At 73.1% G+C, this 23,461-nt stretch carries 22 protein-coding genes and 2 tRNA genes; 21 read left to right on the top strand and 3 right to left on the bottom strand.

Annotated features, from left to right (window positions below; genetic code table 11):
• Positions 1 to 234 precede the first annotated feature (234 nt).
• The 15 genes from dnaA to H2O74_RS00070 all read left to right on the top strand — a co-directional run bounded on the left by dnaA (position 235) and on the right by H2O74_RS00070 (position 16,874).
• Complete coding sequence (gene dnaA / locus H2O74_RS00005; RefSeq protein WP_182112553.1) at positions 235 to 1,716, top strand: chromosomal replication initiator protein DnaA; 1,482 nt, start codon at positions 235 to 237, stop codon at positions 1,714 to 1,716.
• Between the two features lie 567 nt (positions 1,717 to 2,283).
• Positions 2,284 to 3,414: a DNA polymerase III subunit beta gene (dnaN, locus tag H2O74_RS00010; protein ID WP_182112554.1), complete on the top strand. Its 1,131-nt coding sequence runs from the start codon at positions 2,284 to 2,286 to the stop codon at positions 3,412 to 3,414.
• An 18-nt stretch (positions 3,415 to 3,432) separates the two neighbouring features.
• Positions 3,433 to 4,338 carry a phosphogluconate dehydrogenase (NAD(+)-dependent, decarboxylating) gene (gnd, locus tag H2O74_RS00015; RefSeq protein WP_182112555.1) on the top strand — a complete coding sequence of 302 codons (906 nt, stop codon included), beginning with the start codon at positions 3,433 to 3,435 and terminating at the stop codon, positions 4,336 to 4,338.
• Positions 4,339 to 4,348: 10 nt separating this feature from the next.
• Complete coding sequence (recF, locus tag H2O74_RS00020; RefSeq protein WP_182112556.1) at positions 4,349 to 5,623, top strand: DNA replication/repair protein RecF; 1,275 nt, start codon at positions 4,349 to 4,351, stop codon at positions 5,621 to 5,623.
• Positions 5,613 to 6,242 (top strand): DUF721 domain-containing protein, encoded by a 630-nt coding sequence (locus tag H2O74_RS00025; RefSeq protein ID WP_370525779.1) that lies wholly within the window; start codon positions 5,613 to 5,615, stop codon positions 6,240 to 6,242. Before recF ends, H2O74_RS00025 begins: the two co-directional genes overlap by 11 nt.
• A 317-nt stretch (positions 6,243 to 6,559) precedes the next feature.
• Positions 6,560 to 8,644, top strand: coding sequence for a DNA topoisomerase (ATP-hydrolyzing) subunit B (gyrB, locus tag H2O74_RS00030; protein WP_182112557.1), 2,085 nt, complete (start codon positions 6,560 to 6,562; stop codon positions 8,642 to 8,644).
• A 95-nt stretch (positions 8,645 to 8,739) separates the two neighbouring features.
• Positions 8,740 to 11,478 carry a DNA gyrase subunit A gene (gyrA, locus tag H2O74_RS00035; RefSeq protein ID WP_182112558.1) on the top strand — a complete coding sequence of 913 codons (2,739 nt, stop codon included), beginning with the start codon at positions 8,740 to 8,742 and terminating at the stop codon, positions 11,476 to 11,478.
• Positions 11,475 to 12,155 (top strand): DUF3566 domain-containing protein, encoded by a 681-nt coding sequence (locus H2O74_RS00040; protein WP_220457987.1) that lies wholly within the window; start codon positions 11,475 to 11,477, stop codon positions 12,153 to 12,155. The genes gyrA and H2O74_RS00040 overlap by 4 nt, the downstream gene beginning before the upstream one ends.
• A gap of 58 nt (positions 12,156 to 12,213) precedes the next feature.
• A tRNA-Ile gene (locus H2O74_RS00045) sits at positions 12,214 to 12,287 on the top strand.
• A gap of 25 nt (positions 12,288 to 12,312) precedes the next feature.
• Entirely contained in the window at positions 12,313 to 12,432 is a 120-nt protein-coding gene (locus H2O74_RS16440) for a DLW-39 family protein (protein WP_220457988.1), read from the top strand.
• Between the two features lie 29 nt (positions 12,433 to 12,461).
• Positions 12,462 to 12,534 (top strand) — tRNA-Ala (locus H2O74_RS00050).
• A 60-nt stretch (positions 12,535 to 12,594) separates the two neighbouring features.
• Positions 12,595 to 13,230: a methyltransferase gene (locus H2O74_RS00055; protein ID WP_182112559.1), complete on the top strand. Its 636-nt coding sequence runs from the start codon at positions 12,595 to 12,597 to the stop codon at positions 13,228 to 13,230.
• 35 nt (positions 13,231 to 13,265) lie between these two features.
• The gene (locus H2O74_RS00060; RefSeq protein ID WP_182112560.1) at positions 13,266 to 14,438 is read left to right on the top strand and encodes an MFS transporter; all 1,173 of its coding nucleotides are present in this window, start codon (positions 13,266 to 13,268) and stop codon (positions 14,436 to 14,438) included.
• A 72-nt stretch (positions 14,439 to 14,510) separates the two neighbouring features.
• The gene (locus tag H2O74_RS00065) at positions 14,511 to 15,812 is read left to right on the top strand and encodes an endo-1,4-beta-xylanase (RefSeq protein ID WP_182112561.1); all 1,302 of its coding nucleotides are present in this window, start codon (positions 14,511 to 14,513) and stop codon (positions 15,810 to 15,812) included.
• A 45-nt stretch (positions 15,813 to 15,857) separates the two neighbouring features.
• Positions 15,858 to 16,874: a sigma-70 family RNA polymerase sigma factor gene (locus tag H2O74_RS00070; RefSeq protein WP_255491696.1), complete on the top strand. Its 1,017-nt coding sequence runs from the start codon at positions 15,858 to 15,860 to the stop codon at positions 16,872 to 16,874.
• A gap of 5 nt (positions 16,875 to 16,879) precedes the next feature.
• On the opposite strand, the gene H2O74_RS00075 is transcribed toward H2O74_RS00070, so the two are convergent.
• Positions 16,880 to 17,845, bottom strand: a complete 966-nt coding sequence (locus H2O74_RS00075; RefSeq protein ID WP_182112562.1) for a hypothetical protein — start codon at positions 17,843 to 17,845, stop codon at positions 16,880 to 16,882.
• Positions 17,846 to 17,972: 127 nt separating this feature from the next.
• A complete protein-coding gene (locus tag H2O74_RS00080) occupies positions 17,973 to 18,944 on the bottom strand; it encodes a hypothetical protein (RefSeq protein WP_182112563.1) in 972 nt (323 codons plus the stop codon).
• A 121-nt stretch (positions 18,945 to 19,065) separates the two neighbouring features.
• Here H2O74_RS00080 and H2O74_RS00085 point away from each other — a divergent pair, with 121 nt between their 5' ends.
• Both H2O74_RS00085 and H2O74_RS00090 read left to right on the top strand, forming a co-directional pair.
• Positions 19,066 to 19,602 carry a peptidylprolyl isomerase gene (locus tag H2O74_RS00085; protein WP_182112564.1) on the top strand — a complete coding sequence of 179 codons (537 nt, stop codon included), beginning with the start codon at positions 19,066 to 19,068 and terminating at the stop codon, positions 19,600 to 19,602.
• Positions 19,599 to 20,462, top strand: a complete 864-nt coding sequence (locus tag H2O74_RS00090; RefSeq protein ID WP_182112565.1) for a rhomboid family intramembrane serine protease — start codon at positions 19,599 to 19,601, stop codon at positions 20,460 to 20,462. The genes H2O74_RS00085 and H2O74_RS00090 overlap by 4 nt, the downstream gene beginning before the upstream one ends.
• A 164-nt stretch (positions 20,463 to 20,626) precedes the next feature.
• Here the strand turns inward: H2O74_RS00090 and H2O74_RS00095 are convergent, their stop codons facing one another.
• The gene (locus tag H2O74_RS00095) at positions 20,627 to 20,872 is read right to left on the bottom strand and encodes a cell division protein CrgA (RefSeq protein WP_182112566.1); all 246 of its coding nucleotides are present in this window, start codon (positions 20,870 to 20,872) and stop codon (positions 20,627 to 20,629) included.
• A gap of 93 nt (positions 20,873 to 20,965) precedes the next feature.
• Between H2O74_RS00095 and H2O74_RS00100 the strand changes: the two genes are divergently transcribed.
• The 4 genes from H2O74_RS00100 to H2O74_RS00115 are packed head-to-tail and all read left to right on the top strand — an operon-like array spanning position 20,966 to position 23,400.
• Positions 20,966 to 21,790 (top strand): DUF881 domain-containing protein, encoded by an 825-nt coding sequence (locus H2O74_RS00100; protein ID WP_182112567.1) that lies wholly within the window; start codon positions 20,966 to 20,968, stop codon positions 21,788 to 21,790.
• Positions 21,787 to 22,593, top strand: coding sequence for a class E sortase (locus tag H2O74_RS00105; protein WP_182112568.1), 807 nt, complete (start codon positions 21,787 to 21,789; stop codon positions 22,591 to 22,593). Before H2O74_RS00100 ends, H2O74_RS00105 begins: the two co-directional genes overlap by 4 nt.
• Positions 22,593 to 22,748, top strand: coding sequence for a hypothetical protein (locus tag H2O74_RS00110; protein WP_182112569.1), 156 nt, complete (start codon positions 22,593 to 22,595; stop codon positions 22,746 to 22,748). Before H2O74_RS00105 ends, H2O74_RS00110 begins: the two co-directional genes overlap by 1 nt.
• A gap of 1 nt (position 22,749) precedes the next feature.
• A complete protein-coding gene (locus H2O74_RS00115) occupies positions 22,750 to 23,400 on the top strand; it encodes an aminodeoxychorismate/anthranilate synthase component II (RefSeq protein WP_182112570.1) in 651 nt (216 codons plus the stop codon).
• Positions 23,401 to 23,461: the final 61 nt, after the last annotated feature.

The raw sequence follows: 23,461 nt of genomic DNA on the forward strand, positions 1-23,461 counted from the left end.
GGATGCACTCGTTCGGCCGATTCGGGCCGACGACACACCGATGCAGGATCAGCGCACCACACGCGCACGATCAAGGACGCACGGGCGGCGGGTCGACGTGGACCCCGCCCGGTGCGGGCTTCGCGCACCTCCCAGCACAGCACACAGGGTGTGGAGAACTATGTGGATCACCGCGTGCCGTGCGAGACTCGCCGCCGGATCTGGCCCCCGCAGCACGCACCAGGAGCGATCACCGTGCCCCCACAGGACGACTCGATCGCGCAGGTCTGGGACCGCGCCGTCGGCCGACTCGCCAACGACCCTGCCACCAGCTCGCAGCAGCTCGCGTTCATCCGTCTCGTCCGCCCGCTCGGGCTGCTCGACGGCACCGCCCTGCTCGCCGTCGGCAACGAGTTCACCAAGGACTACCTCGAGTCCCGGGTGCGCACCGAGCTCAACGCCGCGCTGAGCGAGGTGCTGGGGATGGACGCGCGCTTCGCGGTCACGGTCGACCCGTCCCTCGACACCGAGGCGGCGCGTCCCGCGACCGAGCGCCCGGACCGGCAGGACCGCGACCGCGACGACCGCCTCGACGCGCGCGGGCACGACCGCCACGACGACGACGACGAGCGGGCTCCGCAGCCCAGCTACGGCGAGCGCTCGCTCGGCCGGGTCACCCCGTCCGCGCGACCCCAGGTCGAGCCGGCGCGCCTCAATCCCAAGTACCTGTTCGAGACCTTCGTCATCGGGGCCTCGAACCGGTTCGCGCACGCCGCCGCCGTCGCCGTCGCGGAGGCACCCGCGAAGGCCTACAACCCGCTGTTCATCTACGGCGACTCCGGCCTGGGCAAGACGCACCTGCTCCACGCGATCGGCCACTACGCGTTCTCGCTGTACCCGGGCGTGCGCGTGCGCTACGTGAACTCCGAGGAGTTCACCAACGACTTCATCAACTCCATCGGTGAGGGCAAGGCCGGCGCGTTCCAGCGCCGCTACCGCGAGGTGGACGTCCTGCTCGTCGACGACATCCAGTTCCTGCAGGGCAAGGAACAGACGATGGAGGAGTTCTTCCACACCTTCAACACGCTGCACAACGCGGACAAGCAGGTCGTGATCACGTCCGACCTGCCGCCCAAGCAGCTCAACGGCTTCGAGGACCGCATGCGGTCGCGCTTCGAGTGGGGCCTGATCACCGACGTCCAGCCGCCGGACCTGGAGACCCGCATCGCGATCCTGCGCAAGAAGGCGGGCAACGAGAAGCTCCAGGCGCCCGACGACGTGCTGTCCTACATCGCGTCCAAGATCTCCACGAACATCCGCGAGCTCGAGGGCGCCCTCATCCGCGTCACGGCCTTCGCCAACCTCAACCGGCAGCAGGTCGACCTCGCCCTCGCGGAGATCGTCCTCAAGGACCTCATCACCGACGAGGACACCGCCGAGATCACGGCCGCGGCGATCATCGCCCAGACGGCGAACTACTTCGGCCTGACGATCGACGACCTGTGCGGCTCGTCGCGGTCCCGCGTCCTGGTCACGGCTCGGCAGATCGCCATGTACCTGTGCCGCGAGCTCACCGACATGTCGCTGCCCAAGATCGGTCAGCAGTTCGGCGGCCGCGACCACACGACCGTCATGCACGCGAACCGCAAGATCCGTGAGCTCATGGCCGAGCGCCGCTCGATCTACAACCAGGTCACCGAGCTGACGAACCGGATCAAGCAGCAGCACCGCGGCTGACGCCTCGTCCGGGTCGTCCCTCTTTGACCCGTAGGACGACTGTTCACAACTGTGGAGATCCCTGTGGACGACGGTGGACGGGGACCGTGCTGGGTGTGGACGCCCGGGGTCCGGCCGGTGGACGGGAGGTGGCCACCCGGCGGCCGTCCACCGCCGCGGGTCGTCGTGCACCGATCGGTCGACACCGGGTGCACAGCCGCGCCGGGCGATGTGACCTGCGAGAACGTGGGATCTCCACATCGTCCACAGCACCGATGATGACGACGAGTCTTCTCTTCTCCAGGGATCCACAACGCCTTCATGGGTGGGGGCGGCGAACGACAGGAACCTGCGATCCGGGCCGCCGACGCCCACCCGGGTCGCGCATCACACGGATGGTGTTCGTCGCCAGCCCGACTCGCGTACTGTTCAGCCCAGATCAGCGGGCGCAGCGCGCCGTCGTGCCCGTCAGGGCCGCCGCGGCTCGCAGCAACCGGCAGCAGACCGGCGCCCGGCTGGACCACCGGCACGGCGCGCCAGCACACGGCCGCACGGGGGAGACCCCGGTGGGGCCCGAAGGGATGAGCGATGAGGTTCAGGGTCGACCGTGACGTCCTCGCCGAGGCGGTGACCTGGACGGCACGCTCCCTGCCGACGCGCCCCCCGGTCCCCGTGCTGGCGGGTGTGCGGCTCGAAGCCGATGCGAGCGGCGTCGTGCAGCTCTCGAGCTTCGACTACGAGGTCTCCGCGCGGTCCGAGATCGCCGCCGACGTGAGCGAGCCCGGCACCGTCCTGGTGTCCGGCCGACTCCTCGCCGAGATCTCCCGGGCGCTGCCGGCCAAGCCGGTCGACGTCGTGCTCGACGGCACCAAGGTCTCCGTGACGTGCGGCGCCAGCCGCTTCACGCTCCTGACGATGCCCGTCGAGGACTACCCCGCCCTGCCCGCGATGCCCGGCGTCGTCGGCACGATCGCCGGCCCCGACCTGGTCGAGGCCGTGGCGCAGGTGACCGTCGCCGCGAGCCGCGACGACACGCTGCCGCTGCTCACCGGGGTGCGGGTCGAGATCGAGGGCGAGGTCATCACGCTGCTCGCGACGGACCGCTACCGCCTCGCGCTGCGGACCGTGGGCTGGTCGCCGGCCGACCCGGCCCACTCGTCGGTCGCGCTGGTCCGGGCGCGGACGCTGTCGGACGCCGCCAAGTCCCTGGGCTCGAGCGACCGCGTGACGGTCGCGCTCGCCACGGGCGCCGGCGTGGACCTCATCGGGTTCGAGGCCGGCGGCCGGCACACGACCTCGCTCCTGGTCGACGGCGACTACCCGGCGGTCCGCCGGCTGTTCGCCGCGGAGAAGCCGATCCACGCCGTCGTCTCGACGCAGGCGCTGACGGAGGCCGCCCGGCGCGTCTCCCTCGTCGCCGAGCGCAACACGCCGATCCGCCTCGCGTTCAGCGAGGGTCAGGTGGTGCTCAACGCCGGCCAGGGCGATGATGCACAGGCCTCGGAGGCCCTCGAGGCGAGCCTCGTCGGCGAGGACATCGCCGTGGCGTTCAACCCGCAGTTCCTCCTCGACGGCCTCGGCGCGCTGAGCACCGAGTTCGTGCGCCTCGCGTTCACGCACCCGAACAAGCCGGTCGAGTTCACCGGCCAGCGCGCGCTCGAGGGGGACGACGACCAGAGCTACCGGTACCTGCTCGTCCCGATCCGTTTCGCCAGCTGACCCCAGGGGGAACCCGGCATGCACCTCGGACTCGTCGGTCTCGGCAAGATGGGCGCGAACATGCGCCAGCGGCTGCGTGACCAGGGCCTGCAGGTCACCGGGTACGACCGCAACCCCGAGGTGTCCGACGTCGAGAGCCTCGCGGCGCTCGTCGAGGCGCTGCCGCAGGGCCGCCGCGTCGTGTGGGTCATGGTGCCGTCGGGCGGGCCGACGCGGAGCACCGTCGAGGAGCTCGGCACGCTCCTGACCAGCGGGGACGTCGTCGTCGAGGGCGGGAACTCGTACTACAAGGACGACATCGAGCACGCCGCGCGGCTCGCGGAGGCGGGCATCCGCTACGTCGACGTGGGCGTCTCGGGCGGCGTCTGGGGCCTGGCCAACGGCTACGGCCTCATGGCCGGCGGGTCCGCCGAGGACGTCGAGCACCTCATGCCGGTGTTCGACGCCCTGCGCCCGGAGGGCCCTCGCGAGGAGGGCTTCGTGCACGCGGGCTCGGTGGGCGCCGGGCACTTCGCCAAGATGGTGCACAACGGCATCGAGTACGGCGTGATGCAGGCGTACGCCGAGGGCTACGAGCTGCTCGCCGCGCAGGACGTCGTCACCGACGTCGTCGGGACCATGCGCGCCTGGAAGCGCGGGACCGTCGTGCGGTCCTGGCTGCTCGACCTGCTCGTGGCCGCGCTCGAGAAGGACCCGGGCCTGAGCGCGATCGACGACTACGTCGAGGACTCCGGCGAAGGGCGCTGGACGGTGGACGAGGCGATCGACCAGGCCGTCCCGCTGCCCGTGATCTCGGCCGCGCTCTTCGCGCGGTTCGCCTCGCGTCAGGAGCCCTCCCCCGCGATGAAGGCCGTGGCGGCGCTGCGTCAGCAGTTCGGTGGGCACACCGTGCGTCAGGCCGTACCGCCGTCCGAACCCGTCTGAGTCGTCCGCCGTGCACGTCAGCCGCCTGTCCCTGACCGACTTCCGGTCCTACGAGCAGGTCGACCTCGACCTCGAGCCGGGCGTGACAGCCCTCGTCGGGCCGAACGGCCAGGGCAAGACCAACCTCGTCGAGGCCATCGGGTACGTCGCCACCCTCGGGTCGCACCGGGTCTCGTCCGACGCCGCCCTGGTGCGCGCGGGTGCGCCGCGCGCCGTCGTGCGGGTGCGGGCCGTGCGCGGTGAGCGGCAGAGCCTCGTCGAGCTCGAGCTGAACCCGGGCCGGGCCAACCGGGCACAGGTCAACCGCGCACCGGTGCGCCGGCCCCGCGACGTGCTGGGCATCCTGCGCACGGTGCTCTTCGCGCCGGAGGACCTGGCGCTGGTCAAGGGCGACCCGGACGGGCGCCGGCGGTTCCTCGACGAGCTCATGGTGCAGGTCCAGCCGCGGATGGCGGGCGTGCTGGCGGACCACGAGCGCGTCCTGCGCCAGCGGGGGGCGCTGCTCAAGACCGCCGGCGCCGCCCGGCGCGGCCGCCGCCACCGCTCCGCGGACGAGGGCGAGGCGGGCGCGGACCTGCGGACCCTCGACGTGTGGGACAGCAAGCTCGCCGAGATCGGCGCGCAGGTCCTGGCCGCGCGGGTCCGGCTCGTCGAGCAGCTGCGACCCCACGTCGCGGCGGCCTACGCGCAGGTCAGCGACGGTCAGGGCGAGGCGGTCCTCGGCTACCGGTCCTCGCTCGTGGCCAGCGCGCCGGACGACGACGACCGGCCGGGGCGCGCCCAGGTCGGTGGACCGGGCGTCCTCGCCCCGGCCGACGTGCCGCACCTCGATGCCGGCCCCGAGCTGCTCGAGGCGCAGCTGCTCGAGGCGATGAGCCGCCTGCGGACCCAGGAGATCGACCGCGGCGTGAACCTCGTCGGCCCTCACCGCGACGACCTCGTGCTGACCCTGGGTGGCCTGCCCGCCAAGGGCTACGCGAGCCACGGGGAGTCGTGGTCGTACGCGCTCGCGCTGCGGCTCGCGTCGTTCGAGCTCCTCACCCACGGCTCGCCCGACGACGACGCTGCGCTGGGCATCTCGGACTGGGGCGAGGGCGCGGAGCCGGTGCTCATCCTCGACGACGTCTTCGCCGAGCTCGACGTGCGGCGCCGGGACCGGCTCGCCGCCCTCGTCGCCCGCGCCGAGCAGGTGCTGGTCACGGCGGCCGTCGCCGAGGACGTGCCCGAGCAGCTCGACGGCGCCCGCGTGGACGTCATGGGCGGGCGGGTGACCCGTGTCCGGTGACGAGGAGCGGCCGGGTGCAGGCGACGCCCAGCGTCACGACGACCCGGGCCACGACGCCCTGGACGACCGGCCGGACGGCCCGACCGTCGAGCCGGGCCGGCCGGTGGCCGAGGCCCTCGGCCTGACGCCGGCCTCCGAGGTCGCGCGCGCGAGCCTCAACCGCGCCAAGGCGGCCGCGGCCGCGCGCGGGCTGCGGCCGGGCCACCCCGGCAAGCCGCGGCGTCGGCCCGTGGAGGACGCGCGGTCCGGGCCGGGCCGCGACGGTCGCGACCCGGCGCTCCTCGGCGACACGCTCGCGCGGCTCGCGGCGGAGCGCGGGTGGCGCGAGGACCTGTCGGTCGGCGGCGTCGTCGGCCGGTGGCGCGAGGTGGTCGGGGACCAGGTGGCGGACCACTGCGTCCCGGAGTCGTTCGACGACGGCCTGCTGGTGGTGCGTACGGACTCCACGGCGTGGGCGTCGAATCTCCGCCTGCTCGTCCCCCAGCTCCTCGCGACCCTGGAGCGGGAGGTCGGGGCCGACGTCGTCCGCGAGGTCAAGGTCCTCGGTCCGGCGGGCCCGGGGTGGGGCCGCGGGAGCCGGCGGGTGCCGGGCCGCGGGCCCCGGGACACCTACGGCTGACGCCGCCGCCCCGACCGTGATCACCGACCGCCGGATCCGGCCCTGTGAGGCCTTGACACCGAGTCCGTGACCACCCGGTGAGGGGTGCGCATCCCCGGGGCGCCACACCTGTGCGCGGGCGGTCGTGGAGGCCATGACCGGGTAGCATGGGACCTGTCATTCCTGGCATCCGGTCCGCCTCGTCCGAGTCAGCACGGCGCGGCGCCCGACGAGCCGCGCCCCCGCGCGGTCAGCGGTGCGCGACCCGGGGCCAGGGAACCTTCGTGTCTGCCGCCGTCCGCGTCGGCGTCCGCACCCTGTGAGGAGCACCTCTGCCCGTGGTCGACGAGAGCACGTCCGCAGCCCAGGAGCCGAGCACCCCCCGCGTCCCGAACGACGGCACCGTCGCGGCCAACAGCTACGACGCGAGCAACATCACCGTGCTCGAGGGCCTCGAGGCCGTCCGCAAGCGCCCGGGCATGTACATCGGGTCCACGGGTCCGCGCGGCCTGCACCACCTCGTCTACGAGGTCGTCGACAACTCGGTCGACGAGGCGCTCGCCGGGTACTGCACCCAGATCGACGTCACGCTGCTGGCGGACGGCGGCGTGCGCGTCAGCGACGACGGCCGCGGCATCCCGGTCGCGATCCACCCCACCGAGGGCCGCCCCACGGTCCAGGTCGTCATGACCATCCTGCACGCCGGCGGCAAGTTCGGCGGCGGCGGCTACGCGGTCTCCGGTGGCCTGCACGGCGTCGGCATCTCCGTCGTCAACGCGCTGTCCAAGCGCGTCGAGACGGTCGTCAAGCGCGACGGCTACACCTGGTACCAGTCGTTCGCCGACGGCGGGAAGCCCGTCGGCGACCTGCGCCGCGGCGAGCCGACGCAGGAGACGGGCACGACGCAGACGTTCTGGGCCGACGACTCGATCTTCGAGACGGTCGAGTTCGACTACGAGACGCTGCGGTCGCGGTTCCAGCAGTACGCGTTCCTCAACAAGGGCCTCAAGATCACGCTGACCGACGAGCGTCCGGCGCACACGGACACGGACGACGAGGTCACCTCGGCGCCCGAGGCGGAGCAGCCGGCCGGCGCGACGGCGTCGACGGGCACCAACCGGCGCAGCGTCACGTACAAGTACGACAACGGCCTCATCGACTACGTCGCCCACCTCAACTCGGCCAAGAAGGTCGAGGTCGTGCACCCGCAGGTCATCGACATCGAGTCCGAGGACACCGAGCGCCGCATCTCGGTGGAGATCGCGCTCCAGTGGACCAACGCGTACTCGGAGTCCGTGCACACGTACGCCAACACCATCTCGACGACCGAGGGCGGCACCCACGAGGAGGGCTTCCGCTCGGCGATGACGTCGCTCGTCAACCGCTACGCGCGCGAGAAGAACCTGCTGCGCGAGAAGGACGAGAACCTCACGGGCGAGGACATCCGCGAGGGCCTGACGGCCGTCATCTCGGTCAAGCTCGGCGAGCCGCAGTTCGAGGGCCAGACGAAGACCAAGCTCGGCAACACCGAGGCGCGCACGTTCGTCCAGAAGGTCGTCAACGAGCAGCTCGGTGACTGGCTGGGCTCGCACCCCAACGAGGCGCGGGACATCATCCGCAAGTCGATCCAGGCCGCGACCGCTCGCCTGGCGGCGCGCAAGGCGCGCGAGGCCACGCGCCGCAAGGGCCTGCTCGAGTCCGGCGGCATGCCGGGCAAGCTCCGGGACTGCCAGTCGAACAACCCCCAGGAGTGCGAGATCTTCATCGTGGAGGGCGACTCGGCCGGCGGCTCCGCCGTCCGGGGGCGCAACCCGCGCACGCAGGCGATCCTCCCCCTGCGCGGCAAGATCCTGAACGTCGAGCGTGCCCGCCTCGACCGCGCGCTGGGCAACCAGGAGATCCAGGCGCTCATCACGGCCTTCGGCACGGGGATCGGCGAGGACTTCACCGAGGAGAAGCTCCGCTACCACAAGATCGTGCTCATGGCCGATGCCGACGTCGACGGCCAGCACATCTGCACGCTGCTCCTGACGCTCCTGTTCCGCTACATGCGCCCGCTCATCGAGCGCGGCTACGTCTACCTGGCGCAGCCGCCGCTGTACCGGCTCAAGTGGTCGAACGCGCCGCACGACTACGTGTACTCCGACCGGGAGCGCGACGCGTTCCTGGTGGAGGGCCAGGCCGCGGGCAAGCGGATCCCCAAGGAGAACGGGATCCAGCGCTACAAGGGTCTGGGCGAGATGGACTACTCGGAGCTGTGGGAGACCACGATGGACCCCGACCAGCGCACCCTGCTCCAGGTCACGCTCGACGACGCCGCCGCGGCGGACGAGATCTTCTCGGTCCTCATGGGCGAGGACGTCGAGTCCCGCCGGTCCTTCATCCAGCGCAACGCCAAGGACGTGCGGTTCCTCGACATCTGAGGTTCCCCGACCGCGGCGGCGTGCCGCGCGGTCGGGACGCGCACGAGCACACGCAGCACGGGCCCACGACCGGGCCGGACGAGACGAGGTAGACGGTGACCGACCAGACTCCCCCCGACGGCGACCTGCCCGAGGTCGGGACGGACTCCCCGGCCGAGGTGCTGACCGACCGCGTCAGCGCGGTCGACCTCCAGCTGGAGATGCAGCGGTCCTACCTCGACTACGCCATGAGCGTCATCGTGGGTCGTGCGCTGCCGGACGTCCGCGACGGCCTCAAGCCCGTCCACCGGCGCGTCATCTACGCGATGTATGACGGCGGCTACCGCCCCGACCGCCAGTTCTCCAAGTGCAGCCGCGTCGTCGGCGACGTCATGGGCAAGTACCACCCCCACGGCGACATCGCCATCTACGACGCCCTGGTGCGACTGGTCCAGGACTGGTCGCTGCGCTACCCGCTCGTCGCCGGCCAGGGGAACTTCGGCTCCCCCGGCAACGACCCCGCGGCGGCCCCGCGGTACACCGAGTGCAAGATGGCGCCCATCGCGATGGAGATGGTGCGCGACATCGACGAGGAGACCGTCGACTTCCGCGACAACTACGACGGCCGCACGCAGGAACCCTCGGTGCTGCCCTCCCGGTTCCCGAACCTGCTGGTCAACGGCAGCTCCGGCATCGCCGTCGGCATGGCGACGAACATCCCCCCGCACAACCTGCGGGAGGTCGCGGCCGGCATCGCGTGGCACCTGGAGAACCCGGCGGCCTCGAAGGAGGAGCTCCTCGAGGCGCTCATCGAGCGGATCCCGGGGCCCGACTTCCCGACGGGCGCCACCATCCTGGGCAGGCGCGGCATCGAGGAGGCGTACCGCACGGGTCGCGGCTCGATCACCATGCGCGCGGTCGTCACGGTCGAGGAGATCCAGAACCGGATCTGCCTCGTCGTGACCGAGCTGCCCTACCAGGTGAACCCCGACACGCTCGCGGCCAAGATCGCCGACCTCGTCAAGGAGGGCCGCATCCAGGGGATCGCGGACATCCGCGACGAGACCTCGGGCCGCACCGGCCAGCGCCTGGTCATCGTGCTCAAGCGCGACGCCGTCGCGAAGGTCGTGCTCAACAACCTCTACAAGCACACCCAGCTGCAGGACAACTTCGGCGCGAACATGCTCGCGCTGGTCGACGACGTCCCGCGCACGCTGAGCATCGACGCGTTCGTGCGGCACTGGGTCACCCACCAGCTCGACGTGATCGTGCGCCGCACCGCGTACCGCCTGCGTCAGGCGCAGGAGCGCGCGCACATCCTGCGCGGCTACCTCAAGGCGCTCGACGCTCTCGACGAGGTCATCGCGCTCATCCGTGCGTCGGCCACGGTCGAGGAGGCCCGCGACGGGCTCATGGCGCTGCTCGACGTGGACGAGATCCAGGCGCGCGCGATCCTCAACCTCCAGCTGCGCCAGCTCGCGGCCCTCGAGCGCCAGAAGATCACCGACGAGTACGACGGCCTCATGGTCAAGATCGCCGACTACGAGAGCATCCTGGCGGACCCGCAGCGCCAGCGGGACATCGTGCAGACCGAGCTCGACGAGATCGTCGCCAAGTACGGCGACGACCGCCGCACGCAGATCCTGCCGTTCGCCGGCGAGGTCTCCATGGAGGACCTCATCGCCGAGGAGGAGGTCGTCGTGACGATCACCCGCGGCGGCTACGCCAAGCGCACGCGCAGCGACCAGTACCGGGTGCAGAAGCGCGGCGGCAAGGGCGTGCGCGGCGCACAGCTGCGCGCGGACGACGTCGTCGAGCACTTCGGCGTCACGACGACGCACCACTGGCTGCTCTTCTTCACCAACCTCGGCCGCGTGTACCGCGCCAAGACGTACGAGCTGCCCGAGGGCGGGCGGGACTCCAAGGGTCAGCACGTCGCCAACCTGCTGGCCTTCCAGCCGGGCGAGCAGATCGCCAAGGTCATCGACCTGCGCGACTACGACCAGGCGGAGTACCTCGTCCTGGCGACCCGCCGCGGCCTGGTGAAGAAGACGCGGCTGTCGGACTACGACTCGAACCGCTCGGGCGGCCTCATCGCGATCAACCTGCGCGAGGACGAGGACGGCACGCCGGACGAGCTGGTCTCCGCCGTGCTCGCGGACGAGGACTCCGAGCTGCTGCTCGTGTCCCGCAAGGGCCAGGCCGTGCGCTTCCACGCGTCGGCCGACCAGCTCCGTCCCATGGGCCGCGCGACGTCGGGCGTCACGGGCATGAAGTTCAAGACCGACGACGACGAGCTGCTGTCGATGCACGTCATCGAGGAGGGCTCCTACCTCGTCACCGTGACCGACGGCGGCACGGCGAAGCGCTCGGACATGCACCGGGTGAACCGCGACGGGAACCTGGAGTACCGCCGGACCAACCGCGGCACGCAGGGCGTGCGCGCCGCCAGGCTGCCCGACGACCGCGGCAAGCTCGTCGGCGCGATCATGGCGCACCAGGACGACGAGATCCTCGTGGTGATGGAGCGCGGCAAGGTCGTGCGCTCCCAGGTGGGCGAGCTGCCCGTGCACGGGCGCGACGCGACGGGCGTCATCCTCGCCAAGCCGGACGCGGGTGACCACATCCTGGCCGTCGCGCGCAACGTGGAGCGCAACCTCGCGGGAGATGCGGCTACCGTGGGGGACGAGGCCGACGTCGACGGTCCCGAGGTCGTCCTGGAGTCTGACGTGGACGGCGACGAGGCCGGTGCAGAATCGTCCGGGCCGGCCACGTCCGACGAGCAGCCCGGAGACGAGCAGTCCACCGACGACCCGGGTGACGCGCAGCCGGCACCGATCGAGGGAGACCGATGAGCACCGACGGGACCCAGCCGCCGTCCATCGCACCGCAGCGCCCCGCGGCCAAGCCGGGCTCGACCGGAGCCGGCACGGCGGTGCGGCCCGGCGCGGCTCCGGCCACCGGGACGCCGTCGACCCCGGCGCGGGAGCCGGACGAGTCCGGCGCGAGCGGACGGTCCTTCACCGAGCGGATGAAGCAGTCGGCGCAGGGCGCGGTGGAGACGGCGCGCACGGCGCTGCCCACCAAGGACGCCACGGAGCCGGCGAAGCCCGCACGGACCTCCACGAAGCCGGCCGCCGCGGCCGCCACGTCGTCGATCTCGGGATCGGGCCCGCGCCGCGTGCGGCTGTCCGTCGCCCGGATCGACCCGTGGTCGGTCATGAAGCTGTCGTTCCTGCTGTCCGTCGCGGTCGGGATCATGATCGTCGTCGCGGCCGCGGTCGTCTGGTACACCCTCGACGGCCTGCACGTGTTCGCCTCGGTGAACGACATCGCCGCGACCCTCTCGGGCTCGGAGACGTTCTTCCGCGTCGAGGACTACCTCGGCTTCGAGCGGATCATCTCGCTGGCGACCATGGTCGGCGTCATCGACATCGTGCTGCTCACGGCGCTGTCGACCATCGGGGCGTTCCTCTACAACATCGTCGCCGCGCTCGTCGGCGGCGTGCACCTGACCCTCACCGACGACTGACGGGTTTGGGCGGCGCCCGCACGCTGGGGTACTCTCGTGCGGCGCCGTCTCGGTGCTCGGGCCTATAGCTCAGACGGTTAGAGCGCTTCCCTGATAAGGAAGAGGTCAGAGGTTCAAGTCCTCTTAGGCCCACCCCCTCGCACCACCGGAGGAACGCATGAAGAAGCTCCTCATCGCCCTGCTGGCTGCCGCCGCGGGCTACCTGGTGTGGCGCACGTACGCGGAGGACCGCGACGAGCGCGACCTGTGGACCGAGGTCACCGACGAGCTCGACTGAGCCGTCGCCGGTCCCGGCCGGTCCACCCGGGGGCCATGGCGCAATTGGTAGCGCACCTGCTTTGCAAGCAGGGGGTTAGGGGTTCGAGTCCCCTTGGCTCCACCCCGTGATCGCACGCCCTGTGCGCGCGCCGGCCGGCGCCGTGGGCGAGGATGGTCGGCGATGCAGACCCAGACCGTCGACTTCGGCCCGCTCCTCGTGACGTTCGACGAGCGGGTGCTGCGCCCCCGTCCGTGGACGCTGCTCCAGGCACGCTGGGCGGCCGAGGTGGCCGCAGGACTGCCGCCCGGGGCGATCCTCGAGCTGTGCTCCGGTGCGGGGCAGATCGGGCAGGCCGCCGCCGTGCTCGCTCGCCGGGACCTGGTCCAGGTCGACGTCGACCCGCACGCGTGCCGGCTGGCGACGGCCAACGCGCGCGCGAACGTCACGGACGTCTCGGTCGAGGTCCGCTGCGGCGCGATGGAGTCGGCCGTCGGGCCCCACGAGCGGTTCGCCGTCGTGCTGGCGGACCCGCCCTACGTGCCCCGCGAGGACGTGGACGCGTGGCCGCAGGACCCGGTGGTCGCGATCGACGGCGGGCCCGACGGCCTCGACCTGCCGCGCCGGTGCCTGGCGGTCGCGGGGGCGCACGTCGCGCCGGGCGGCGTGGTGCTCCTCCAGGCGCTGGGCAGCGCCCAGGTGGCGGCGCTCGCCGACGACATCGCCGCCGCGGGCCTGGAGGTGGCCGACGTCCGGTCGCAGGACGACCGCCGGGCCGTCGCGCTCCTGCGTCCCCGACGACGAGGTCCCGCCGGGTAGCGACGGGACCGGTCGGGTGCCGCTAGCGTCCGGTCATGAGATGGCGCGTGAGCCGCCGGAGCGCGTCGACCACCGGCGCCGCGCTCGTCGGCGGGTCCGCGGACATCCTCGACTTCCTCCTGCCGCTGTGGGTCGGGGCCGCGCTGGGCGCGACGCCGACGCAGATCGGTGCCCTGGTCGCCCTCGAGCTCGCGGTCTCGTTCGCCGCCCGGCCGGTCGCGGGCAGGCTGGTCGACACGCGTGAGCGCTCGCGGGTGGCCGCGGCCGGTGCCGTGCTCTGCGCGCTGGCGTGCGGGGGGTACGCCGTGGCACCCGGGCTCGGCGTCGCGTTCGTGGCGGCGGTGGCGAGCGGCGCCGGCGGCGCGCTGCTGTGGGTCGCGGTCCGGGCGATCACCGCCGAACGCCTCGAGGAGGACGACGGCGCGTTCGCCGGCCTGTACTCGGCCGTCGCCTTCGCGTCGTGGTTCTTCTGGGTTCCCTCGCTCGTGCTCCTGCCCACGCTCGGCTACCGCGGGGTCTTCGCCGCCCTGGGCGTCGCCTGCCTCGTCGCGGCGGCGCTGCTGATGCGCTCCGTCCGCCGCGAGCCCGTCCAGCACCCACCGGACGCCTCGGTGTGGCGAGACGTGCGGCGCATGTCGCCGCTGCTCGCCGTCGTGGCGCTCACCTCGGTGGCGGAGGCCGGCGTCGGCCTGATCCTCCTGCTGCACCTGCAGCGCGCCTTCGAGCTCGAGGTCCACGAGATCGCGCTGGTCTTCCTGCCGGGTGGGATCGCGATGACGGTGCTGCCGAGGGCGCTGCACCGCCTCACCGGGCGGCACGGGCGGCGCGCGGTGTACGCCGCGGGCTCGATCGGCTCGGCGCTCTTCGCCGCCGGGCTCGCGCTGGCACCGGGCCCGCTGGTGATCGCGGCGCTGTGGGTCCTCACCGCCACGGCGTGGGCGGCGCTGACGCCGATCCACGAGGCCGCCGTCGCGCACGTCAGCGGTACGCGCACCGGCCGCGGCATGAGCCTGCTCGGGAACGCGGGACTCGCGGGCGCGGCCACCGGGTCGCTGCTGGCCGGCGCCCTGTACGAGGCGACGTCGTGGCAGGTGGTGTGCGGGCTGCTGGCGGCGCTGATCGCGGTCGGCGCGATCGCCGGCCCGCTCGCCCTCGCGCGGCTCGGCGTCCCGGACCGCCCGCGGCCGGCGCCGGTCCCGGCCGGCTGACCCCCGCACCGCCCCGGGCGTCCGGGCTCTGTTCATCGTTACCCTGATCGCCTCGACGACGAGGAGACGCCCGTGCCCAGCTCCCCCACGCCCGACCCGACCTTCGCGCACCGCACCGCTGACGCGACGCTGACCGTCCTGGGGCCCGACGGCGCCCCGCTGCGCGACGCGGACGTCGTCGTCGCCCAGACGCGGCACGCGTTCGGCCTCGGAAACATCGGGTTCGAGTTCATCCCGCTCGCGAACGACGAGCTGAGCGACGACGGCGCGCCGGCGGGCGGCCGGCCGGCGCTGGGCGAGGCCGAGGGCACGCGGCTGTCGCGTGGGCAGGCGCAGCACCTCGCCGACCTGTGGCTGGACGTGTTCAACACGGCGACCCTCCCCTTCTACTGGGGCCGGTTCGAGCCCGTGCGCGGCAGACCCGACACGGCCCGCCTGCGCCGGACGGCCGAGTGGTTCGCCGAGCGCGGGGTCGCGCTCAAGGGCCACCCGCTCATGTGGCACACGGTCCAGCCGGACTGGCTGCTCGACCTGCCGACCGACGAGGTGGAGCGCCTCCAGCGCGAGCGCATCCGGCGCGAGGTCGGCGACTTCTCGGGGCTGATCGACACGTGGGACGCGATCAACGAGGTCGTGATCATGCCCGTGTTCGAGAACGGCGCCAACGGCATCACGCCGCTGGCGCGCGAGCGCGGCCGCATCGCGACCATCCGCCTCGCCTTCGAGGAGGCGCGCGCGACCAACCCGTCCGCGACCCTGCTCCTCAACGACTTCGACATGTCCACGGCGTACGAGTGCCTCATCGAGGGAGTGCTCGAGGCGGGCATCCAGGTCGACGTCCTGGGCCTGCAGAGCCACATGCACCAGGGCTACTGGGGCGAGGAGAAGACGCTCGCGATCCTCGACCGGTTCTCGCGCTACGGGCTGCCGATCCACTTCACCGAGACCACGCTGCTGTCGGGGCACCTCATGCCGCCCGAGCTCGAGGACCTCAACGACTACCAGATCCCCCACTGGCCCTCGACGCCCGACGGCGAGGCGCGGCAGGCGGACGAGGTCGAGCGGCACTACCGCACGCTCGCCTCGCACCCCTCGGTGCAGGGCGTCACCTACTGGGGCCTGTCCGACGGCGACATGTGGCTCGGCGCGCCCGGCGGCCTCGTGCGCGCGGACGGCACGCCCAAGCCCTCGTACGACGCGCTGCGCCGCCTGGTCAAGGACGAGTGGTGGCTGGCGCCCACGGCGCTGCGCACGGATGCGCAGGGCCGCGTGGGCGTCGGTGGCTGGCTCGGCGACTACGAGGTGCGCGCCGACGGGCGTGCGGCGGCGTTCACGCTCGAGGCGGGGGCAGCGCCCGAGGTCACGCTGGGTTGAGCGATACCCCTGTGCCGTGTCGGCGCGCGGGGGTACCGTCGCCGGGTGAGCGCAGAGGCGGATGCACTGCCCGGCACCGGTGAACCGCGACCCGAGTTCGAGGAGCTCGTCGCGCCACTGCGGCGCGAGCTCACGGCGCACTGCTACCGGATGGTCGGCTCGGTGCACGAGGCCGAGGACCTGGTCCAGGAGACCTACCTGCGCGCCTGGCGGGCCTACGACGGCTTCGAGCACCGCTCGTCCGTCCGCACCTGGATGTACCGCATCGCCACCAACGCATGCCTCACCGCGCTCGAGGGCCGCGCGCGGCGCCCGCTGCCCGTCGGGCTCGGCGCTCCGCCGGCGGACCCCCGCGGCGACCTGCACGCGCAGCGCGAGACGGCGTGGGTCGAGCCGCTGCCCGACGCGGTGGTCTGGGCGTCACCCGAGGAGGACCCGGCCGATGTCGCCGTGAGCCGGGAGAGCGTGCGGCTCGCGCTCGTCGCGGCGCTGCAGGAGCTCACGGCGCAGCAGCGCGCCGTCGTGCTGCTGTGCGACGTCCTGCGCTGGCGTGCCGCGGAGGCGGCGGCCGCGCTCGGCCTGAGCGTCGGCGCCGTGACCAGCACCCTGCAGCGCGCCCGCAACCACCTCGCGCGCCGGCGCGAGGACGAGCCCGTCGCGCTGGACGCCGGCGACCCGCGCGCCGCCGAGCTGCTGGCGCGCTACCAGCGCGCCTTCGAGGACTACGACATGGACGGCCTCGTGGGCGTCCTCACCGAGGACGCCCAGTGGCAGATGCCGCCGTTCCTCGAGTGGTTCCAGGGCGGGGCGGACATCGCCGACCTGATCCGCACCCGCTGCCCGGCCCAGCGCGCCGGGGACATGCGCTTCGTCTCGACGTCCGCCAACGGGGTCCCCGCGCTCGCGATGTACATGCGCGGGCCCGACGGGGTGCACCGCGCGTTCCAGATCCAGCACCCCGTGGTCACGGCCGACGGCGTGGCCCACGTGACCGCCTGGTTCGGCGAGCACCACTTCACCGCGCTCGGCCTGCCGCTCGAGCTGGCGACCGACCCGGCCTGACGGACCTACGCACCGTCCCCGGGCGCCGGCGGTGGACCGAGCTCCTCGAGCGCGGCCCCGAGCATCCCGGTCGCGTCGACGGACACGCGGTCGGACCCCAGGCGCGTGACCTGCTCCCACGCACCGTCGCGCCAGAAGTAGACGTGCGGGCTCAGCGTCCCCACGGCGGTCACCTCCTCGCGCGTGACGCGCAGCATGGTCTCGAGCGCCCCGACGATGTCCCACTCCGTCACCGGGTGCACCACCACGAGGTGCCGGTTCGGCACCGCGACCAGGACGCCGTGCCGCGGCGTCTCCAGCCGGAAGTCCTCCGCCAGCAGGTGCTCCATCACCAGCACCCGGCTGGCGTGGAAGAAGCCGCCGGTGCTCAGGCGCACCCCGAAGGCGAGCTCCGCCGTCATCTCCGCACGCTGGGTACGCAGGTTGGCCAGACCCAGCCGCTCGACCACGTCCCACCCGCCCAGCTCGTCGACCGCCGGCCCCGCGGCGAGCGTGCGCACGTGCTCGGGGTGGTCCACGGCCGCGACAGCGACCAGGTCGCCGACGACGTGCCGCCGGGGACCCTCGGCGGGGAGCGCGTCCGTCGGCAGGAGCCGGAGGAAGAGGTGGGACGGGACGTCGTCCAGGCCCGCGAAGGGGTCCGGCCCCAAGGCGCCGATCATGGTGCGGGCGTGCCTGGCCAACAGCTCCGGCCACTCGTGCTCGGGGAGCCGCGCCGCCGCGGCCGCGACGTTGTCGAGCCCGTAGACGGCCTCGATCCCGCGCAGCACCGCGCCGTCGGGCGTCGTCTCCACGCCCGCCGCGGCGAACGCCTCGCGGGCGCCGGCGCGGAGCAGGGCGGCCCGATGCCGGTCGAGCACGGGCAGGTCGGGGTCCGGAAGGCGGCGAGTGTCCGCGTCCGCCGGTGCGGGCGCGGGCGTGGGCGTCGCGGACTGGGGCGGGCGTGACGAGCGGCGACGGAACCAGCGCATCCACCCACCCTGGCCGCCGCTCCCCCGGCGCGTCACCGCCGATCGGGTGCCGAGACCACCGACGACGGCGGGGCCCGGCACCGTGAGGTGCCGGGCCCCGCCGGGTCGTGCTGTGGACGTCAGGCGCTCAGCCGTCCGAGCCCTTCGCGGTGTGCGAGGGGTCGTCCGTCTGGCCCGGCACGTCGGTCGGGATCTTGTCCGCGTCGAGCGGCAGCCCGCTGTGGTCGCTCGGCTCGTCCGTCGCGCCAGGTGCCGTGCCGCTGCCCGTCTTGTCCGTGCTCATGGTGCCCTCCGGTGTCTCGATCGCCTCGGTGACCTCGTCGTCCCCGAGCACGGCGTCTGCCCGGCCGGCGGCGCGGCGCCGCGGCGAGGCCTTGCGTGCCTTCTCGGCGGCCTCGCGCGCCAGCGCGGCGGCCCTCTCCGTCGCCTCACGCGTGCGGGCGACGGTCTCGCCCGCCGCCTCGCCGACCGTCTCGGCCGCGTCGGCGAGCTCGTAGCGGACGTCGGCGGCGGCGGCCTTGAGCCGCTCCGAGCCGGTGTCCTCGGTCTCCCACGGCTGCTCGGCCCACGGGTCCGTCGTCGGACGGCTGCGGCGCCAGGCCCCGACGGCCCCCACGATGCCGACGACCCCGGCGACGAGCCAGAACACCTTCGCGAACCGGTGCGACTTCGGCGGGGCCGGCGGCTCGACGTGGGCGATCTCGCTCAGCTTGGTGGACGCGGCGTCGCGGGCCTTGTCGGCCCCGGCCGCGGCGGCGACGGCGGCCGCGTTGACGGCCGCGACGATCTTCGGCAGGAGCTCGTCGACGAAGCGGTCGTGCGCGGACTCGACGATCGGCAGCGACTTCTCGGCGGCCTTCTCGACGCGCGGGGCGGCGGCGGCCGTGGCGTCGTGCAGGGCCTTCTCGACGCGCGGCGTCGCCCACCCCTTCGCCTGCAGCGCGGCGGCCTTGGCCTCTTCGCCGAGGCGGGCCGCGGCCATGCCGGCCTGTGCTGACGCGTCGGCGAGGGCGGCCTGGACGTGGGCGGCGTGTGCCTTGAGGTCATCCACCTCCACGACGGGTACGGCTGTCGTACGGCGGCGAATGCGGTCGAACATGGTCGACTCCCTGCTTTCGGCGGACGGGGACCCGCCCGGTGCCAGCCCGGGCGCTCGTGCTGGTGCCCATCGTGCCACCGTCGGGCGGGCTGCGCCCTGCGCTGCGTGCGAGGATGTGGTCATGTTCGCGACCCTTCACACGACCGCAGGCGACATCCGCGTCGAGCTCTTCCCGAACCAGGCGCCCAAGACGGTGAAGAACTTCACCGGGCTGGCCACCGGCACCACGACGTGGACGGACCCGGCCACGGGTGCCGAGCGGAACGACCCGCTGTACGACGGCGTCGTCTTCCACCGCGTCATCCCCGGGTTCATGATCCAGGGCGGCGACCCGCTGGGCACCGGCACCGGCGGCCCCGGCTACAGCTTCGACGACGAGATCTCCGAGCTCCGCTTCGACCAGCCCTACCTGCTGGCCATGGCCAACGCCGGCCTGCGCCGCGACCCGGTCACGGGCCGCACCGGCGGCACCAACGGCTCGCAGTTCTTCATCACGGTGACGCCCACGCCGCACCTCAACGGCAAGCACACGATCTTCGGCAAGGTCGCCGACGACGAGAGCCGCGCCGTGGTCGACGCGATCGCCGCGACGCGCACGGGCCGCGGCGACCGGCCCGTCGAGGACATCGTCATCACCTCGGTGACCGTCGAGGAGTGAGCACTCCGTCGGCCGCACCGGGACCCGCCTACGGCGCGGTCCCGGTGTGCCCGCGCCACCCCGACCGCGTCTCGTACGTCCGGTGCCAGCGCTGCGAGCGCCCCGTGTGCGCCGAGTGCCAGCGCCCTGCCGCCGTCGGCGTGCACTGCGTCGACTGCGTGCGCGAGGCGTCCCGCACGGCGCCGGCGCGCCGCACGGTCTTCGGTGCCCCCGTGCGCACAGGGCCCCCGGTGGTGACCCTGACCCTCATCGGGCTGTGCGTCGTCAGCTACCTCCTGCAGTGGGCCGTGGGCTGGCCGTGGACCGAGCGGCTCGTGTTCCAGCCGGCCGCCGCCGAGGCCCAGCCGTGGCGCTTCCTCACCGCGGGGTTCCTGCACTCCACCCAGGGGTACCTCGCGTTCACCCACATCGCGTTCAACATGTACGCGCTGTGGCTGCTCGGGCGTGAGCTGGAGCTGGCCCTCGGCCGGTGGCGCTTCCTCACGCTGTACCTCGCCTCCGTCCTCGGCGGCAACGTGCTGTACCTGCTCCTGGCGGACGGTGCGAGCTGGTGGCAGATCGTCCTGGGGGCGTCGGGCGGGGTCTTCGGGCTCTTCGGCGCGATCGTCGTCGTGCTCCGTCGCATGGGCCGCAGCGCGCGTCCCATCCTGGCGATCATCGGCATCAACGCGGTCATCGGCTTCGTGGTCCCCAACGTGGCCTGGCAGGGTCACCTCGGCGGGCTGCTCGTGGGCCTCGCGCTCGGCGCCGCCTACGCCTACGCACCGCGGGAGCGGCGCACGCTCGTGGGCGTCGGGGCGAGCATGCTGGTCGTCGTCGTCCTCGTCCTGCTGGCGGCGCTGCGGTACGCCACGGTGTGAACCGTCCACAGGCGGGTCACACCGGGGGAACTACACGGGTGTAGTTATCCACAGAGTTGTGCACTCCTGGGGAGAACTCTCGGCGGCGCCGGACGCACGAGAGCCCTCGTCCCGGGGGACGAGGGCTCTCGGAGCGCGGGGCCGGCCGTCAGGGGCCGGCGCCGTCAGTGCCAGCGCGTGGTGAGCGAGAATCCGGCGATGATGAGCACGAACCCGACCGCGAGGTTCCAGCTGCCGATGCCCGGGATCGGGTACTGCGACTGGAAGATGTAGGTCACGACGACCCAGATCAGGCCGACGATCATCAGACCCAGCATCGTGGGGACGAGCCAGCGGGGGTTGGTCTTCGGCCCCTGCGCCGCGGGCGGCGGGACGTACGCCGGCTTCTTGCGCGGCTTCGACTCGGGCACGGTGGATCTCCTGGCGCAGCGGTGGTCCGGCACGGGAGGCCGGAGGTTCGTCGTCTAGCGTAGTGGCACGGTCCGGGCCCGGAGGGAGGCGACATGTCGGAGCGAGGCAAGCACGCCCACGACGCCGTCGACCCCGCTCCCGAGACCGACCACGCCGAGGACCGGACCGGCGGGCGGGCACCGTGGGGCGGCGCGGTCGCCGTGAGCCTCGTGCTGGTGATGGCGGGCTTCCTGTTCGCCGCCAACGCCCGCCTCGCGGGAGGGCCCGACGGCCGTCAGCCGCAGGACCTCGCCGGCCTGGTCGAGGTGGAGTCGGCGCGGCTGGGAGAGATCGAGGCGGAGGTGCGTGACCTCGAGGCGGAGGTGGGCCTGCTCACGGACGCCCAGGTGGGCGACCTGCCCATGCTCGACCCGACGACCGCCGAGCTGGAGGCGCTGGCCGCGGGGCTCCAGCCGGTCGAGGGTCCGGGCCTGACGGTGCGCCTCAGCGACGCGCCGGCGAACGTGCCCCGCCCCGACGACGTGACCAACGACGACCTCGTCGTGCACCAGCAGGACCTCCAGGCGGTCATCAACGGCCTCTGGGCGGGCGGGGCGGAGGCCATGACGCTGCAGGGCCAGCGCGTGGTCGCGACGTCCGCCTTCCGGTGCGTCGGCAACGTGCTGCTGCTCCACGGGCGCACCTACTCCCCGCCCTTCGTGGTGCGCGCCGTCGGGGACCCCGACGAGCTGCGCGCCTCACTGCTCCAGTCGCCCGCGATCCAGGAGTACCTGCAGTGGGTCGACGCCGTCGGTCTCGGGTGGTCCACGACGGTGGAGGGTGACCTGGAGCTCCCCGCCTACGAGGGCAGCGCCGACCTGCAGTACGCCGACGTCCCGGACGGCGTCGACGTCTTCGCGGCGGGGAGCGCGTCATGACCGTCGCCGACCAGCGGCCCGCCGCGGCCCGTCACCGGCAGCCCGAGCGGAGGGCGACCGGCCACCGTGGCGCGACGGTCGTGGGCGTCCTGGGCGAGGTGCTCATCACCCTCGGCGTGCTCCTCGCGCTGTTCGTGGTCTGGCAGCTGTGGTGGACCGACGTCGCGGCGGGAGCCGACCAGCGCAGGGCCATCGCCGACCTCGACTGGGTCGTCTCCGAGCCGGAGGCACGGGACGAGGCGGAGACGGAGACGGAGACGACCGGACCGCGCTACGACGAGCCCGCGCCGGTCATGGCGGAGCCGGCGAACCTGACGACGTTCGCGACGCTGCAGGTCCCGCGGTTCGGGCCGGACTTCATGCCGACCATCACCCAGGGGACCAGCCGGCCCGACGTGCTCGACAAGGGCGGCCTCGGCCACTACGAGGGCACGGCCATGCCGGGCCAGATCGGGAACTTCGCCGTCGCGGGCCACCGCACGACGTACGGCAAGCCGCTCAACCGCGCGGCCGAGCTCCAGGTGGGCGACCCCCTCATCGTCCAGACGCCGGACGCCTGGTACGTCTACCGGGTCACCGGCCACGAGATCGTGCTGCCGCACCAGGTCGAGGTCGTCGCGCCGGTGCCGAACGACCCGGGCGCGACCCCGACCGTCGCGAGCATGACGCTGACGACGTGCCACCCGATGTTCTCCGCGCGGGAGCGCTACGTCGTCCACTCCGAGCTCGACTACTGGATGCCGGTCGCGGACGGCGTGCCGCCGGACCTCGTGGCCCCCGCCGACCCCTCCGGAGGTGCCTGATGTACGCCTGGCTGTGGCGTGCCCTCCCCGGCCCGGCGTGGGTCCGGGCGCTGATCATGGTGGCGCTCGCCGCGGCGGTCGTCGCCGCCTGCTTCACGTGGGTCTTCCCGGCGATCGCCCCCCTCATGCCCTTCAACGAGACCACGGTGGACTGACATGACCCGGATCCTCGTCGTGGACAACTACGACTCCTTCGTCTACACGATCGTCGGCTACCTCGACCAGCTCGGGGCCGAGACCGTCGTCGTGCGCAACGACGCCGTGCCGCCGCTCGCCGAGCGCGAGGGGTACGACGGCGTCCTCATCTCACCCGGTCCGGGTACGCCCCGTGCGGCCGGCCAGAGCATGGACGTCATCCGCGACTGCGCGGGCACGGGCACGCCCATGCTCGGCGTCTGCCTCGGGCACCAGGCCCTGGCGGAGGTCTACGGCGCGACGGTCACGCACGCGCCGGAGCTGATGCACGGCAAGACCAGCGCGGTCCAGCACGACGGCGCGGGGGTCCTGGCGGGCCTGGACGCGCCGTTCACGGCGACGCGGTACCACTCCCTCGCCGTGGTGGACGGCACCGTCCCGGACGACCTCGTCGTGACCGCGCGCACGGCGCCCGGTGCGGGGCCCGGGGTGATCATGGGTCTGCAGCACCGTGAGCTGCCGCTCCACGGCGTCCAGTTCCACCCCGAGTCGGTGCTCACCGAGGGCGGCCACCGGCTCCTCGCGAACTGGCTCGAGGTCTGCGGGCTGGACGGTGCTGTCGAGGCGTCGGCGGGCATGGCGCCCCTGGTGCGCGAGGCCGCGCGCTCCTGACGGCGGACGGACGAAGGGCCCGCCGCGTGTGCGCGGCGGGCCCTTCTCGTCGTCGTCAGCC

Origin of the sequence: Actinotalea sp. JY-7876 (assembly GCF_014042015.1) — a bacterium.
Lineage (GTDB): Bacteria > Actinomycetota > Actinomycetes > Actinomycetales > Cellulomonadaceae > Actinotalea.

Coding starts and splice junctions, on each gene's coding strand:
- H2O74_RS00055 (WP_182112559.1), top strand. CDS start 12,595: ATGCAGACCCAGACCGTCGACTTCGGCCCGCTCCTCGTGACGTTCGAC.
- H2O74_RS16440 (WP_220457988.1), top strand. CDS start 12,313: ATGAAGAAGCTCCTCATCGCCCTGCTGGCTGCCGCCGCGGGCTACCTG.
- gnd (WP_182112555.1), top strand. CDS start 3,433: ATGCACCTCGGACTCGTCGGTCTCGGCAAGATGGGCGCGAACATGCGC.
- dnaN (WP_182112554.1), top strand. CDS start 2,284: ATGAGGTTCAGGGTCGACCGTGACGTCCTCGCCGAGGCGGTGACCTGG.
- H2O74_RS00040 (WP_220457987.1), top strand. CDS start 11,475: ATGAGCACCGACGGGACCCAGCCGCCGTCCATCGCACCGCAGCGCCCC.
- H2O74_RS00085 (WP_182112564.1), top strand. CDS start 19,066: ATGTTCGCGACCCTTCACACGACCGCAGGCGACATCCGCGTCGAGCTC.
- H2O74_RS00080 (WP_182112563.1), bottom strand. CDS start 18,944: ATGTTCGACCGCATTCGCCGCCGTACGACAGCCGTACCCGTCGTGGAG.
- H2O74_RS00110 (WP_182112569.1), top strand. CDS start 22,593: ATGTACGCCTGGCTGTGGCGTGCCCTCCCCGGCCCGGCGTGGGTCCGG.
- H2O74_RS00115 (WP_182112570.1), top strand. CDS start 22,750: ATGACCCGGATCCTCGTCGTGGACAACTACGACTCCTTCGTCTACACG.
- H2O74_RS00060 (WP_182112560.1), top strand. CDS start 13,266: ATGAGATGGCGCGTGAGCCGCCGGAGCGCGTCGACCACCGGCGCCGCG.
- H2O74_RS00100 (WP_182112567.1), top strand. CDS start 20,966: ATGTCGGAGCGAGGCAAGCACGCCCACGACGCCGTCGACCCCGCTCCC.
- H2O74_RS00105 (WP_182112568.1), top strand. CDS start 21,787: ATGACCGTCGCCGACCAGCGGCCCGCCGCGGCCCGTCACCGGCAGCCC.
- H2O74_RS00075 (WP_182112562.1), bottom strand. CDS start 17,845: ATGCGCTGGTTCCGTCGCCGCTCGTCACGCCCGCCCCAGTCCGCGACG.